The sequence below is a fragment of the Streptomyces sp. NPDC026092 genome, from assembly GCF_040638605.1.
Classification (GTDB): domain Bacteria; phylum Actinomycetota; class Actinomycetes; order Streptomycetales; family Streptomycetaceae; genus Streptomyces.
The window spans coordinates 261,525-275,690 of the sequence record NZ_JBEZYN010000007.1; the positions used below are offsets into that span (position 1 = coordinate 261,525).

11 protein-coding genes are annotated in these 14,166 nt (G+C 71.8%); 5 read left to right on the top strand and 6 right to left on the bottom strand.

The features are described from left to right. Positions 1–86: 86 nt before the first annotated feature. Positions 87–1,439: a lysine N(6)-hydroxylase/L-ornithine N(5)-oxygenase family protein gene (locus AB0F56_RS14380; protein WP_362008417.1), complete on the bottom strand. Its 1,353-nt coding sequence runs from the start codon at positions 1,437–1,439 to the stop codon at positions 87–89. A 247-nt stretch (positions 1,440–1,686) separates the two neighbouring features. On the opposite strand from AB0F56_RS14380, the gene AB0F56_RS14385 reads away from it, so the two are divergent. Continuing rightward, positions 1,687–2,634: a methionyl-tRNA formyltransferase gene (locus tag AB0F56_RS14385; RefSeq protein WP_362008419.1), complete on the top strand. Its 948-nt coding sequence runs from the start codon at positions 1,687–1,689 to the stop codon at positions 2,632–2,634. Positions 2,635–2,737: 103 nt separating this feature from the next. After that, a complete protein-coding gene (locus tag AB0F56_RS14390) occupies positions 2,738–3,493 on the top strand; it encodes a MarR family winged helix-turn-helix transcriptional regulator (RefSeq protein ID WP_362008422.1) in 756 nt (251 codons plus the stop codon). Between the two features lie 47 nt (positions 3,494–3,540). Here AB0F56_RS14390 and recQ read toward each other — a convergent pair whose 3' ends face one another. Beyond that, positions 3,541–5,544 carry a DNA helicase RecQ gene (gene recQ, locus AB0F56_RS14395; RefSeq protein WP_362008425.1) on the bottom strand — a complete coding sequence of 668 codons (2,004 nt, stop codon included), beginning with the start codon at positions 5,542–5,544 and terminating at the stop codon, positions 3,541–3,543. Positions 5,545–5,634: 90 nt separating this feature from the next. Next, entirely contained in the window at positions 5,635–7,047 is a 1,413-nt protein-coding gene (locus AB0F56_RS14400; RefSeq protein WP_362008427.1) for an aminopeptidase P family protein, read from the bottom strand. Between the two features lie 142 nt (positions 7,048–7,189). Here AB0F56_RS14400 and AB0F56_RS14405 point away from each other — a divergent pair, with 142 nt between their 5' ends. Next, entirely contained in the window at positions 7,190–8,173 is a 984-nt protein-coding gene (locus AB0F56_RS14405) for a LuxR family transcriptional regulator (RefSeq protein ID WP_362008429.1), read from the top strand. Here the strand turns inward: AB0F56_RS14405 and AB0F56_RS14410 are convergent. The 3 genes from AB0F56_RS14410 to AB0F56_RS14420 form a co-directional block, all read right to left on the bottom strand. Then, positions 8,067–9,677, bottom strand: coding sequence for a metallophosphoesterase (locus AB0F56_RS14410; RefSeq protein WP_362008432.1), 1,611 nt, complete (start codon positions 9,675–9,677; stop codon positions 8,067–8,069). The two genes, AB0F56_RS14405 and AB0F56_RS14410, sit on opposite strands and share 107 nt — an antisense overlap. A gap of 163 nt (positions 9,678–9,840) precedes the next feature. Then, positions 9,841–11,139, bottom strand: a complete 1,299-nt coding sequence (locus AB0F56_RS14415; protein WP_362008435.1) for a serine hydrolase domain-containing protein — start codon at positions 11,137–11,139, stop codon at positions 9,841–9,843. A 190-nt stretch (positions 11,140–11,329) separates the two neighbouring features. Beyond that, a complete protein-coding gene (locus AB0F56_RS14420; RefSeq protein WP_362008438.1) occupies positions 11,330–12,073 on the bottom strand; it encodes a class I SAM-dependent methyltransferase in 744 nt (247 codons plus the stop codon). Between the two features lie 300 nt (positions 12,074–12,373). Between AB0F56_RS14420 and AB0F56_RS14425 the strand changes: the two genes are divergently transcribed. Beyond that, positions 12,374–13,180, top strand: a complete 807-nt coding sequence (locus AB0F56_RS14425; RefSeq protein ID WP_362008441.1) for a VOC family protein — start codon at positions 12,374–12,376, stop codon at positions 13,178–13,180. A 79-nt stretch (positions 13,181–13,259) separates the two neighbouring features. Then, on the top strand, positions 13,260–14,072 hold the full coding sequence (locus tag AB0F56_RS14430; protein WP_362008444.1) for an SDR family oxidoreductase: 813 nt from the start codon (positions 13,260–13,262) through the stop codon (positions 14,070–14,072). Positions 14,073–14,166 lie beyond the last annotated feature (94 nt).

Genomic DNA, 14,166 nt, shown 5'->3' on the forward strand with positions numbered 1-14,166 from the left:
GGGACGGGCCGGCGGGACCGGACGGACAAGCCGCGTCGGACGGACCGAGCGGGACCTGCTGACCGGGCGTCAGCGGCCGCGCGGCGTCAGCGGACCGAGCCGATGCCGTCGGCGACCTGCTGGGGCACGCCCGGCGCGGGCTCCGGCTGCCGGCCCAGGATCGAGTCGAGGATCTCGCCGACCCGGATCGCGGTGTTGGAGAGCAGCGACGACGTGATGCCGTGGGTGTGCTCCGTGCCGCCCTGCAGGTAGATGCCGCAGCGCAGTTCGGGATCGGTCGCGATGCGGTAGTCCCGCTCGACCCGGACCCGGCCCTGCTCGTCGCGGTGGCAGCGCCCGGCGACGTCGCCGAGGAGGCCGAGCGGCTCGGCCTGGCTGTAGCCGGTGGCGAGGACGACCACATCGGCGTCGAGGACGTTCTCCTCCCCGGTGACGAGGGAGGTGACGGTGGCGCGGACGGTGTCCCCGGCCTCCTCGACGCCCGTGAGGCGCGAGATGTTGAGGAAGCGGAGCCGCTCGTTGCCGAGCACCTTCTCCTGGTACGCCTGCCGGTACAGGTCGTCGATCAGATCGATGTCCACGACCGAGTAGTTGGTGTTCCCGTGATAGTCCATCAGCCGGCGCTTGATGTCGTCGGGAGCCGTGTAGTACTCGTCGACGGCGGCCGGGTCGAAGATCCGGTTCGCGAAGCTGCTGTCGTCCGCCGGGCTGTAGCCGTAGCGGGAGAAGACCGCGCAGATCTCCGCCTGCGGGAAGCGGCGGTGCAGGTACGCCACGTTCTCGGCGGCGCTCTGGCCGGCGCCGACCACGATGAAGCGCTTGGGGTCGGTGCCCTCGATCCCGTCCACCTTGGCGAGCAGGTCGGAGTTGTGCCAGACGCGGTCGGTCCGCTCGACGCCTTCCGGCATCAGGGGGCGAAGTCCCGTGCCGATGACGAGGTTTCGGGCCCGGTGCACCACGGTCTCGGCGCCGGAGCGGGCGGTGACGTCGAGGTACTCGACCACGCCGTCGCGCACCACGGGCTCGACCGAGACGACCTCGTGGCCGTAGGAGACCATGTCGTCGACCTTCGCCGCGGCCCACTCGAAGTAGTCGTGGAACTCCACGCGGAGCGGGAAGAGGTTCTTGTGGTTGACGAAGTCGATCAGCCGGCCCTTGCTCTGCAGATAGCGCAGGAAGGTGTACTCGCTCGACGGGTTACGGAGCGTCACCAGGTCCTTGAGGAAGGAGACTTGCATGGTGGCGTCGTCGATCAGCATGCCGCGGTGCCAGCCGAAGCTCGCCTGGCGCTCGAAGAAGTGAGCAGTGACCGCCTCCTGCCTCCCGACGCGAGCGTTGTGCTCGCTCAGCGCGATCGCCATGGCCACATTGGACGGCCCGAAGCCGATACCTATGAGGTCGTGGACCAGAGGGGTGTCGCCAGGAAGAACCTGTGACATGTCACTCCCATCGTGCGGGACAGCCGCCAGTGAGGCGTGGGTGAAAAGACGGTCGCCGACCTCGCCGTTGACCCCGGCCAGCCGAACTTAGGTAAAGCTAACCTGACCTGGCTTGAACTGTCGACTGGGCAAATCGGACAAGCGAGAGATGACGGCGGCGAACGGGCGTGAAATGAGGGGCCGTTGCATCCTTAGGTAAGGCTTGCTTTACTTGGCGCGGTCATTCGCTCTTCTGAGGAGGAACCCCATGCGGGTCGTCATGTTCGGTTACCAGACCTGGGGGCACCGCACCCTGCAAGCTCTCCTGGACTCCGAGCACGACGTGGTCATGGTCGTGACGCACCCCAAGAGCGAGCACGCGTACGAGAAGATCTGGAGCGACTCGGTCGCCGACCTGGCCGAGGAGCACGGCGTTCCGGTCGTCATCCGCAACAGGCCCGACGACGAGGAGCTGTTCCAGCGGCTCAAGGACGCCGACCCGGACATCATCGTGGCCAACAACTGGCGGACCTGGATCCCGCCGCGGATCTACACGCTGCCCCGCCACGGCACGCTGAACATCCACGACTCCCTCCTGCCCAAGTACGCCGGCTTCTCCCCCATCATCTGGGCGATGATCAACGGCGAGTCGGAAGTCGGCGTCACGGCGCACATGATGGACGAGGTGCTCGACGCCGGCGACATCGTCGACCAGCGCGCGGTGCCGATCGGGCCCACGGACACCGCCACCGACCTGTTCCACAAGACGGTCGACCTCATCGCCCCCGTCACGGTCGGCGCCCTGGACCTGATCGCCTCCGGGCAGACCGAGTTCACCAAGCAGGACCGCTCGCAGGCCAGCTTCTTCCACAAGCGGTCCGAGGAGGACATCCGGATCAACTGGGACTGGCCCGCCGACGTCCTGGAGCGGCTCGTCCGCGCCCAGTCCGCGCCCTACCCGGCCGCGTTCGCCTTCCACAAGGGCAAGCGCCTCGAAGTCCTCTCGGCCGTGGTCTCCGAGGGCCGTTACGGCGGCACGCCCGGCCGGATCTTCTACCGCGAGGGCGAGGGCGTCGTCATCGTCGCCGGCGCCGACGCGCGCACCGGCCGCAACCACGGCCTCGCGATCACCCGCGTACGGACCGAGGACGGCCGGGAGCTGCCGGCGACGGAGTACTTCACCTCCATGGGCGGCTACCTCACCAGCCGCCCCTGACCACCCGAACTCCGGCGCCCCCAGACGGTCCTGGGGGCGCCGGCTCCATACGGAATGACTGGGTTGGGTTCACCCAACTCGTACGGGGAACAGGTAGAGATCCATGGAACACCGGGTGACCTCCGGCACCGCTCACGACGCGAACGGCACCAGGTTCGCCGTCGTCGGCATATCGAACGTCCCGACGGACTGGGCGCAGGTCTTCAGCTCGCTCGCGCACACCGATCTGACGATCGATCCCGCTCCGGGCGGCTTCACCGCCCTGCTGGCCGCGCCGTCCCCCACGGGAGACGCGCGGCCCGACGTCCTCGCGCAACTCCCCGCTCCCGCAGGGCCCATGGGCCCGCGGTCGCTGAGCACGACACCGCCCAGCGTGCTGAACCTGCACGCCTATCTGCTGTACGCGCTCGGCAAGGCCGCGCGCCGCAGGCTCACCGAGAAGCTGTCCGCGCACGGGCTCCGCCTGTGGCACCTGACCGTGATGGCGATGGTCGCCGATCTCGGTCCGCAGATGAAGACGGTCCTCGCGGCCCGGCTCGACATGAACGCCAGCGACCTGGTGAAGATCGTCAACGATCTGGTGCGGACGGGCCATGTCGACTGCGACCGGGATCCGGCGGACCGGCGCCGTGTCGTCGTACGGCTGACGCCCGAGGGCAGGTCCTTCCTGGCGGCGCTCAACGCGGAGATCGCGTCGACCGACGACGACATCCTGGCGCCGCTGAACGCGGAGGAGCGCGAGCTGCTCGGCTCCCTGCTCCGCCGCGTCCATCGGCACCTCGAACCGGCTCCCGGCGAACCCGGCCTCGCCCTCGGCCCGTTACCCTCCGCCGACGCGCACCTCGCCGACCGGCCCTGACGGACCGGACCGCCCGGGGGACTGTCCGGGGCACCGTCCGAGGTCGCTCACTCCCAGTCGTCCCAGGGCGGCTCTTCCTCCGGGTCGAAGGGCGGCGGCTCCTCGTCGAACGCCGCCCGCGGCGCCGAAGGCCGCGGCGTCGCGGCCTTCGGTACCGCAGGTGTCTCCGGAGCTGCCGCTGCCGCCCCGGAGCCGCCGCTCTCCGCCAGGGTCTCCAGGACGCCCTCCGCGTACTTGGCGAGCTTGGCCTCGCCCACACCTCCGACGGTGCCCAACTCCTGGACCGTCGTGGGGAACAGCGTCGCGATCTCCCGCAGCGTCGCGTCGTGGAAGACGACGTACGCCGGAACGCCCTGCTCGCGCGCCGTCGCGGCCCGCCAGGCGCGGAGCGCCTCGAAGACCGGCACGGCCTCCGCCGGCAGGTCGACCGGCACGCGGGCGCCCTTGCCGGAACGCGAACCGGACTCCTTCTTGCGGGAGCCCGCGGCGGGAGCCTTCTCCTTCCGCATCAGGACCTCGCGGCGGCCTCCGAGGACCTCGCCGCTCGCCTCTGTCAGCACGAGCGTGCCGTAGTCGCCCTCCACCGCGAGGAGCCCCTGCGCGAGGAGCTGGCGGACGACCCCGCGCCACTCGGCGGTCGACAGATCGGCGCCCACGCCGAAGACCGAGAGGCCGTCGTGGTCGAACTGGATGACCTTGGCCGTCTTCTTGCCCTGCAGGATGTCGATGATCTGGCCGGCGCCGAACTTCTGGCGCCGCTCCTTCGCCAGCCGCCAGACCGTGGAGAGCAGCTTCTGCGCCGGGACCGTGCCGTCCCAGGACTCGGCGGGGGTCAGGCAGGTGTCGCAGTTGCCGCACGGCTCGCCGCTCTGCCCGAAGTACGCGAGCAGCCGCACCCGGCGGCAGTCGACCGTCTCGCACAGCGCGAGCATCGCGTCCAGGTGCGTGGCCAGGGACCGGCGGTGCGTCTCGTCGCCCTCGGAGCCCTCGATGAGCTTGCGCTGCTGGACCACGTCCTGCAGTCCGTACGCCAGCCAGGCCGTGGCCGGCTCCCCGTCGCGGCCGGCCCGGCCGGTCTCCTGGTAGTAGCCCTCGACCGACTTCGGCAGGTCGAGGTGGGCCACGAACCGCACGTCCGGTTTGTCGATGCCCATGCCGAAGGCGATCGTCGCGACGATCACGACCCCGTCCTCGCGCAGGAAGCGGGCCTGGTTCGCCGCGCGCGTCCGGGCGTCCATGCCGGCGTGGTACGGCAGGGCGTCGACGCCCTGCTCCACCAGGAAGGCGGCGGTCTTCTCCACGGAGGAGCGCGACAGGCAGTAGACGACGCCGGCGTCCCCGTCGTGCTCGGTGCGGATCAGTTCGAGGACCTGCTTGAGCGGGTTGTTCTTGGGGACGATGCGGTACTGGATGTTCGGCCGGTCGAAGCTCGCGACGAAGTGCCGGGCGTCCTGGAGGCCGAGCCGGGCCGCGATCTCGGCGTGCGTGGCCTCCGTGGCGGTCGCGGTCAGCGCGATCCTCGGCACCTTCGGCCAGCGCTCGTGCAGCATGGACAGCGCGAGGTAGTCGGGCCGGAAGTCGTGACCCCACTGGGCGACACAGTGCGCCTCGTCGATCGCGAAGAGCGACACCGTGCCCCGGTCGAGCAGCCGCTGCGTCCCCTCCGTACGCAGCCGCTCGGGCGCCAGGTAGAGCAGGTCGAGCTCGCCGGCGACGAAGGCCTGCTCGACCGTCTGCCGCTCGTACGGATCCTGGGTCGAGTTCAGGAATCCGGCCCGCACCCCGAGGGCGGTGAGCGCGTCCACCTGGTCCTGCATCAGCGCGATGAGCGGCGAGATCACGACGCCCGTGCCCTGTCTGACGAGCGCCGGGATCTGGTAGCAGAGCGACTTGCCGCCGCCGGTGGGCATCAGGACGAGGGCGTCGCCGCCCCCGACGACCTGCTCGACGATCTCCTGCTGAGCACCGCGGAAGGAGCTGTAGCCGAAGACGCGGTGCAGCACCTCCGATGCCTCGGAGGGGGTCGCGGGGGAAGCTTCCGGAAGGACCATTCCAGAAGCCTAACGGCGTCGGCCGACACTCCCGTCCCGGTCCGGTGAACCTGTGGACAACCACCCCACGGCCTCACCTGTGGACAACGCTCAGCCCGCGGTCCTGGCCATCCACGCCTCGACCTCGTCCGCCGTGCGCGGCAGGCCCGCGGACAGGTTCTCGTGCCCGTCCGCCGTCACGACCAGGTCGTCCTCGATCCGGACGCCGATGCCGCGCCACTCCTTGGGGACGGTCAGGTCGTCCGGCTGGAAGTACAGGCCGGGCTCGACGGTGAGCACCATGCCGGGCTCCAGGACCCCGTCGACGTACTCCGTGTTCCGGGCCTGCGCGCAGTCGTGGACGTCCAGGCCGAGCATGTGGCCGGTCCCGGCCATCGTGAAGCGGCGCTGCAGACCGAGGGCGTACGCCCGCTCGGCGGGCCCCTCGATGAAGCCCCACTCGACGAGCCGGGCCGCGAGGTGCCGCTGGGACGCCTCGTGGAAGTCGCGGTACGCGGCGCCCGGTTTCACGGCGGCGAAGCCCGCCTCCTGGGCCTCGTACACGGCGTCGTAGACCTTGCGCTGCACCGGAGAGAAGGTGCCGCTGATCGGGAGCGTGCGGGTGACGTCGGCGGTGTAGAGGGTGCGGGTCTCCACGCCGGCGTCGAACAGGAGCAGCTCCCCCGGGCGCACGGGACCGTCGTTGTCCGTCCAGTGCATGATCGTGGCGTGCTCGCCGGCGGCGCAGATCGAGCCGTAGCCGACGGAGTTGCCCTCCAGGCGGGCGCGGCGGAAGAAGGTGCCCTCGATCCAGCGCTCGGACGAGGCGACGGCGCGGGACAGCTCGCCGATGGCGTCGGTGAAGCCGCGCACGGTGGAGTCCACGGCCTTGCGGATCTCGGCCAGCTCCCACGCGTCCTTGACGAGCCGGAGGTCGCTCAGCGCCTCCTCCAGCTCCTCGTCGCGCTCCGCGTCGGTGGTGACGGCGGCCTCCAGGGCCGGGTCGACTCCGCGGACGATCCGGGTCGGGACGGTGGAGGCGGCGGCGAGGTCGCGGGCCGCCGTACGGACGTCACGGCAGGCCAGGCCGAGGACGCGCGCCGACTCGGCGAGGGACCGGCGCCGCCCCATCCACAGCTCGGCCGTGGGGCCCGTCCAGAACTCGTCGTTGTCCCGGCCGTCCCGGGGCAGCTGGTAGCAGTACGCGTCGTGGCCGCCGTCCCCGCGCGGTTCGAGCACGAGCGCGCCGTCCCGCGCCTGGTCGCCGGTCATGTGGACGTAGCCGGTGTACGGGCGGAAGGGGTAGGTGTCGTCGTTCGAACGGACCTTGAGGTTGCCCGAGGGGACGACCAGGCGCTCGCCGGGGAAGCGCGCGGAGAGCGCGGCGCGGCGGCGGGCCGCGTACGGGGCCTGCTCGTCGAGCTCCAGGTCGTGCCGCTCGGTGTCCGCCCACCCCGTGCGCATGAGCGCCGACAGTTCGGCGGAGAGTTCCGTGTACAGACCGTTCTTCCGACCCTTGGCCACGTCGTGTCCCTTCGTCCGTCGCGTCCGGCATCGCGTCCGGGCGGTGCCGTCGCCGACGGACAGTAGCCCTCGAAACGGGCATCGGGTGCCCAGGAGTGCCACTGGCACAGATCGGCCACGGCGCGCATCGATAATGCGAGGCATGACGAACGCGAAACTCGGTGAGGCCCTCCGCCTGCTCGGCGTCGGCGAGCCCGCCGTGCGGGTCTATCTGGCGCTCCTGGACCAGGCCCCGGTTCCGCTGGAGGCGATCGGGACGGAGACCGGGCTGCACGGCGTGGAGCTCGTGGCGGCCTACGGCGAGCTGGCCGACGCCGGTCTGGCCAGCGCCGCCGACGAGGGCGCGGACGTGGTGGCTCCGGTGCCGCCTGCCGCCGGTCTGGAGATCCTGGCCCGGCACCGGGCGGCCGAGCTGGAGGAGTCGCGGCTCGCGGTCGGCGGCGCGTTCGAGTCGTTCCGGCGCCGACGGCTCGCGGCGTACGACGCCCCGCTCGTCGAGGTCGTCACGGGTGAGGCGATCGGTTCCCGGATGCGGCAGGCGTGGGCGAGCGCCCGCGAGCAGATCCGGCAGCTCGAATCCCCTCCGTACTTCCCGAACCCGGGCGCGACGGACGACGCGCTAGCGACGCTGGCGCGCGGGGTGACCCAGCGCGTCATCTACTCCCGCGAGTCCCTGGAGTACCCGGGCCGTCTGGCAGAGGCCATCGAACCGGTCGTGGAGGCCGGCGAGCAGGCCCGGGTACTGCCGTCCGTGCCGGTCAAGCTGGTGATCATCGACGAGGCGTACGCGCTGGTGTCGCTGGCGATCCGGGAGGCCGACGTGCACAACGCGATGCTGGTGGTGCAGCCGTGCGGGCTGCTCTCGGCGCTGGTGGCCCTGTTCGAGCAGTCCTGGCAGAACGCGCTGCCGTTCCACGGCCGCACCACCCGCCCCGGCGGCCTTCCGCCCGCCGACCGGCGTCTGCTGTGGCTCCTCGCGGGCGGCGCGAGCGACGAGGTCGTCGCCCGCGAGCTGGGGATCAGCCGCCGCACGCTGTTCCGGCGCCTGCAAATCCTGATGGCCCGCCTGGGCGCGGCGAACCGCTTCCAGCTGGCGCTCCAGGCCCAGCGCGCGGGCTGGCTCTGACCGACGCGGGGCCGTCGAGGGTGTCGGGCGCTACGCGTTCATGAACGCGCCGACCGGCAGGGCCCGTCCGACGACGCGTACGTCGCCGATCCTCGACGGTGAAGCCGCCCCGGAAGGTCGCGGTGTCCAGCGGCGCGCCCTTCACCGTACGCAGGAAGGCGCCGCGCAGCGGGGGGCGGCCGCCTTCGAAGCGGAGGCTGCCGTGTCCGGGCTGGGCGGGGTGGTGCTCGGCGGACCAGCGCAGGGCGTCGGCGGGGCTGCCGGGGACGGGCGTACGGATCAGGTCGTTGCCGTGCCCCGAGAGGTCGGGGACGCGCAGCGTCGCGTCGGCCGGGGAGCCGTCCTCGCGGCCGGTGTCGAAGCGCCAGTACGCGAGCGTGCCGGGGACCACCATCCGGGCGGCGGGGCGGGAGCGGCGCGGGGTGACGGGGGCGAATCCGGCGAACCGGCGCTCGAAGTCTACGGGTACGGAGAAGGAGTTGGCCGGATCGGTGAGTTCGAGCTCGTGCCGCTCCAGGGAGTTGAGGCGGCCGTCCGCGTCCTTGGCCAGCAGCCACGGGGAGAAGGTGGAGACGTCGACGGTGTTCCTGGCGAGGTCGAAGCGGTAGAGGCGGATCATCGCGCTGCCCCCGAAGTACCGGTCCTGGTAGTTGGTGAGGTGCAGGTGGACGTCGTTGCCCGCCGCGTTCTTCCGGACCGTGCGCCCGGCCGGCCAGTAGTGGCCGTTCAGCGTGAGGAAGATCTGGTCGTTGTCCTCGATCAGCTCGTTCCACAGGTGCTGTCCGTGCCCGGAGAGCTCCGCGGTTCCGTCCCCTGCGTCGGCGTGCACGAGGTCGTGGGTGGTGAGGACGACGGGCGTGTCCGGGTGCTGGGCGATGACGCCGCGCGTCCAGGCGAGGCCGGCCGCCGAGGGCCGCCAGTCGAGGGCGAGGACCAGCCACTGGCGCCCCGCCGCGCGGAACAGGTGGAAGGTGTTGTAGCCGTCCGGGGAGGCACCGCCGAAGGTGCGCAGCGGGCGCAGGCGCTTGGGGCCGAAGGCGTCGAGGTAGGCGCTGTGGCCACGCTGGTCGTCGGTGCGCGCGTCGATGTCGTGGTTCCCGGCGAGCACGCTGTACCCGGCGCCCCGCCGGTCCATGAGCCGGAACACCTCACTGAGCGGGGCGAATTCCTCGGCGCGGCCGTTCTCCGTGAGGTCGCCCAGGTGGGACAGGAAGACGATGTTCTCGTCGCGGGCGTGGTCGAGGAGATGGCGGAGGGCGGCCTCGACGGGTTCCTTGTGGATGCTCGCGCCGTCGAAGAGGTACTGGGTGTCGGGCATGACGGCGAGCGTGAAGCGCGGGCTCTCCGCGTCGGGCCCGGGGCGCCCGCGCGTTCCGGCAACGATGTCGGCCGTGGACGCGGCGCTGCTCGTGCCGCCCGCGAGGCCCACGGTCGCGGAGGCCGCTGCGGCGACCCCGGCCGCCCGAAGAACCGCCCGGCGGCCCGTGCCTGTGGAACTGGACATGCGTGCTCCCCACCCGTTGTTCGACGTGACGCCCGCACGCCAGGGGGCACCTCACGCGCCCCGGGCCCCACATCGGCGACGCCGGGAAGAAGAGTGCGTGAACGGGCCGCCGGTCCCATGGACGCGGCGGCCCTCACGGCATGTCCGTGTTCCTACCGGTGGATCAGCGGTTCTCGGGCAGGTCCTGCTCGGCCGGGAGCGCCGCCGGCGCCTGCGCGTCGAACGTCGCGCGGGCCGAGGACTTCCCCGCCGGGGCGGGCTTCTTGCCGCAGAACGCGGCCTCGAGCACGCCGCCGAGCGCGGTGTTGGCCTCGCCGCGGTTGGACGTGTTCGCCATCGCGGCCAGGCTGCGGTGGCCGTCGCGGGTCGCGAAGGCGTACGTGTAGAAGCCCTGCACGGTCCCGGTGTGGCCGAACACCTGCGTCCCGCAGGACAGGTCGTAGCGGCGCAGGCCGAGGCCGTAGTGGCGGGTGTTGGTGGCGTCGGTCGGGGTGACCGTCGTCATCGCCTCGAGCGTGCGCGGCGACAGCAGCCAGCCTCGCATCAGCGCGGTGGTGAAGGTGTTCAGGTCCGCCGGAGTGGAGATGACCGCACCGGCCGACTGCGCCCAGGAGACGGTCTGTTCGGTGGAGTCGACGAGCGCGCCGCCGGCCTCGTCGGGGTGCAGGTAGCCGCGCACCTGGAGCCCGGCGATCTTGGTGTCGGGGTGGACGTACGAGGTGTTCCGGAGCCCCAGCCGCTTGAAGATGCGGCGCTCGTACTCCTGGCCCACCGGCTTGCCGGTGAGCTTCTCGATGAGCATGCCGACGACGACGAAGTTGGCGTTCGAGTACTTGTACGCCACGCCGGGCTCCGTGGTGCGCGGCTCGCTCAGGGAGAGGTCGACCAGCTCCTGGTAGCTGAAGACCCGGTTCCGTACGGCCTCGAAGCCGGGGACGGTCTGGTTGAACATGGCGTTGGTGTAGTCGGCCAACCCGCTGCGGTGGGTGAGCAGGTGACGCACCGTGATCCGGTCGTCGGGCAGCAGCCCGGGCAGGTAGCGGTTGACCGGCTGGTCGAGCTCCACCTTGCCCTCGTCCACCAGCTGGAGCAGCACGACGCTGGAGAAGGTCTTGCTGACACTGCCGATCCGGAAGCGCGCCTGGGTGTCCATGGCGGCGCCCGAGACCCGGTCGCGGACGCCGAGGGCGCGCGTCTTGGTGCCTCCGGGGCCGGTGTAGCGGGCCATGGCGCCCGGAGCGCCCTGGTCCATGGCGGCCTTCAGCGCTCCGGCGACGCCCTCCATGTCGGGGAGTCGGCTGGGGGCGGGGCGCGAGCCGATCTCGACCGGGACGATCGGGTCGGTGACGGTGGGGGCGGCGGCGGGTGCGGCGACCGCGCTGGTGGCGGGCGCGACACCGGCGGCGAGTGCGGCGACCAGGGTGGCGCTGACCGCAAGGCGTCTTTTCGGCGACAGGTGCACGTGGATTCCCTCGGTTCGTTCGACGCGGCACCCGGACGGCGGTGTGCCGCGGGGTTCCGGCCGAACCGGGCGCGCTGCGCGCGGTCTCCGGAACCCATGGATCATGAGTGCCAACGCCCGTAAACGGTTCCTGACACGGGCCACGGGTTCCGGAGCACACCCTTCCGTCCGATCTGGCGGACGAAGTGCCTCAGGCGCGGCAGCGCAGCATCACCAGCGGCGGGCTCGTGTAGAGGTCGGCCCAGAACTCCTCGCCGTACGCGCGCACTCCGTCGTCGGACACCTGAAGCGGAACCCACTCCACCGCGCTGAACCCGGCCGCGCGCAGGCTCTCCTCGTAGACCTCACGGCGCGGGCACGAGGCGACGATGCTGATCGGCTCCGGGTCGAGGAGCGCCGTGACCCGCACACGCGGGCCCGTCTCCGTCTCCTCGCCGGTCGGCTCGCAGCGGAAGCCGTACGCGTCCAGGGAGGCGCAGTCGAAGGCGTAGTCGGGCCGCTGGGCGAGCACGAAGAACTCGCCACCCGGGACGAGGCTCCGGTGGATGCTGCGGCACATCCGCTCCATCGCCGCGATGTCCTCGGCGTAGTTGAGACACTGCACGGCGAGGGCGATGTCGAAGCGCTGGTCGAGCGCCCGCAGTTCGCTCACGTCACCGACCTCATAGCGCACGCCCAGCGGGTCGCGCCGCTCGATGTCCTGCGCGGCGGCGATCATCTCGGTGGAGATGTCGACGCCGAAGACGTCCGAGGCGCCGCGGCGCTTGAACTCCCTGCTGTAGAAGCCGGTGCCGCAGGCCAGGTCGAGCACCGACCGGCCGCTCACGTCGCCGACCAGTCCCAGGAAGCTCGGCACCTCCCCGTAGCGGATCAGCGGCAGCGACTTGAATCCCTCGAACGCCTCACCGATCTTGTCGTACTGATGCACGGTCATGTGCTCCCCCTCTTCTTCATCCCCGCTTCATCCGGCCGTTGGCGGCCGTGGCGACGAGTCTCCTCCGCGCTCGGGCGGCGGCCGTACTGGCGGAAGGCACGAAAACCGGGCCGGGCGACCTGCCCATCACCCAAGGCGACCGCGCTGGGCGCGGGGGGGGGCTCCGATGAGTTCCGGAGCCGTGACCGGTCCACCCTTCGGCAGTGCCGGCCACAGCTGCCGCCTGCGGCGCGCCGTCGTCGTGCGCGACCGACGGCCCGGTGCGAGGCTGGCGACAAAGCACCCCAGAAGGGAAATCTCATGATCACCACCGACCCGGTCCCCGGCACCCCCTGCTGGCTCGACCTCGGGGCACCCGACGTACCGGCCGCGGCGGCCTTCTACGGCACCGTGCTCGGCTGGGAGTACGAGGCCATGGAGGGCGGTGAGGGCGGCGAGGACATGGAAGGCGGGATGTTCCGCAAGGACGGCAAGATCGTCGCGGGGCTCGGCAAGCTCACCGAGGCGGGCGCGCGCTCGGCCTGGATGATCTACTACAGCGTCGAGGACGCGGACGCCACGACCCGGGCGGTCGAGCAGGCGGGCGGCACGGTCCGGGTCGCCCCGATGGACCTCGGGGAGTGGGGCCGGATGGCGCAGTACAGCGACCCGTTGGGCGGCCAGTTCGCCGTCTGGCAGCCCGGTTCGGACAGCGGCGTGGAGCTCGTGGACGCGCCCGGCTCGCTCTCCTGGACGGAGCTGTACACCAGCGACGCGGCGGCCGCGAAGCGGTTCTACGGCGATGTCCTCGGCTGGTGGTACAGCGACATGGAGCTGCCGGGCGGCGGCGGTACGTACTCCCTGGTCACCCCGGCCGGGCTCTCGGAGGACCGGATGCAGGGCGGCATCATGGGCATGCGCGCGGAGGACCTGACGCTGACGAACGGCCGGCCGTACTGGCACCCGGTCTTCGACGTCGAGGACTGCGACGCGGCGGTCGCCCGGGTGACGGCGAACGGCGGCACGGTCCAGATGGGCCCGGACGACGCGGAGGGGGTCGGGCGGCTCGCGGTGTGCGTGGACCCGTCGAACGCGGACTTCGTGCTGCTGACTCCGGAAAAGCCCTGACCACGGGCGCTCCCTGTGATCAACTGATCGACGCGAAGGCGGCGACGCGACACCCACGACCCCAGAGGCCCGACGATCGATGGCGAACCAGCGTGTGTACCTCGTGACCGGCGGCGGAACGGGCATCGGGGCGGCGACGGCCCGGCTGCTGAGCGCGGCGGGTCACCACGTGGTGGTCTCGGGGCGCCGCCCCGAGCCGCTGCACCTCGTCGCGGAGGAGACCGGGGCGCTGGCCGTCCCGTCCGACATCGGCGACCCCGAGGCGGTACGCGCGCTGGTCGACGCGGCGGTCGCCGCCCACGGCCGCCTCGACGGGGTGGTCCTCAACGCCGGGATCGGGCGGGGCGGGGGCGTCGGCGAGGTGAGCCTCGACGACTGGGACGCGGTGCTGCGGACGAACCTCACCGGCCCGTTCCACCTGCTGCGCGCCGCGCTCCCGCACCTGCTGGAGGCGCGGGGCGCGGTGGTCGCCGTGGCCTCGGTCTCCGCCCTGCGCAACGGCGTCGGGAACGCGGCGTACGCGACGTCCAAGGCGGCGCTCCTCCAGCTCTGCCGCTCGCTGGCGGTCGACTACGGGAAGGCCGGCCTGCGCGCCAACACGGTGTGCCCGAGCTGGGTACGCACGGACATGGCTGACCGCCGCATGTCCCGCTTCGCGGACGAGGAAGGCCTCGACGACATCGACGCGGCCTACCGCGAGGTGACCCGCGTCCTCCCCACCGGCCGCCCGGGCGACCCCCGCGAGGTCGCGGAAGCCGTCGCGTGGCTCCTCTCCCCGGCCGCGTCCTTCGTCAACGGAGCGGTCCTCACGGTCGACGGCGGCGCCACAGCCCTCGACCCGGGCACCCTGGCCTTCGACTTCCACGTCACGCCTCGGACTCCGGACGCCTGAGGCCTGACGCTCGACGCCTGAGGCAGCGGTCGGCCCACGCGGCTGTTCGCCCCACCCGGCCCACCCGTAGCCCCCCGTTCCCGCGGCTGGATTT